Annotated in this window: 1 protein-coding gene and 1 pseudogene; one reads left to right on the top strand and one right to left on the bottom strand. The window is 54.9% G+C overall.

All coding sequences use genetic code 11. The annotated features are described in order from the left end of the window. Nucleotides 1-277: pseudogene (locus AB1L30_RS00865) on the top strand (hypothetical protein); the annotation flags it as partial. Here the strand turns inward: AB1L30_RS00865 and AB1L30_RS00860 are convergent. Continuing rightward, a partial coding sequence (locus tag AB1L30_RS00860; RefSeq protein ID WP_367011450.1) for a sulfatase-like hydrolase/transferase occupies nt 237-599 on the bottom strand: 363 nt, incomplete at its 5' end. The pseudogene AB1L30_RS00865 and the gene AB1L30_RS00860 sit on opposite strands and share 41 nt — an antisense overlap.

Raw genomic sequence — 599 nt, 5'->3', positions numbered from 1 at the left:
GCCGCACGACATGGCCGTGGTTCGCGATCTCGAACGCACCGCCAACGTCCCACCAGTCGTCGCTCAACTTCTGATCTGCCGAGGCATCCGCGATGCCGAATCGGCCCGCGAGTTCCTCGACGCCAAGATCGCCGAAGCCGTTAAACAAAAGGACGACATTGTGATGCCTGAATTCGACGGCATTTTCGGGCTCGAAAACATTATGGAATTCGATGCCAATGCCAAGATCGTCATGGTCAGTGTGCTTGGATATCACCGTAAGTGCTATCGTGAATAAGGTTTATGGCGATCGTGAGTGCGGCGGCAGCTGGACACAGGTGAATGGTTGGCTTCTTGGCACGTTCCTTTTCTTTCTGACGCTTACGCTTCTCGCGGCGGATCTCTTGGATGGTTGGCTTCTTCTTGCCATCCTTCTTTTCTTCAGCCTTGGTTTCGGTCGATTCCGCAGACGCTGCATCGTCGCCCAAATAGAACCCTTGATCCGAGGTGTACATCACCAGCGTGTTCTCGGCGAGACCTTCGTCGTCGAGATAATCGAGCACGCGACCGACGTTCTCGTCGACCGAGTCGATGCAGCGGAGGTAGTCCTTGATGTAACG

Origin of the sequence: Bremerella sp. JC817, from assembly GCF_040718835.1 — a bacterium.
Lineage (GTDB): Bacteria > Planctomycetota > Planctomycetia > Pirellulales > Pirellulaceae > Bremerella.
This window is presented reverse-complemented; position numbering and strand designations above follow the sequence as displayed.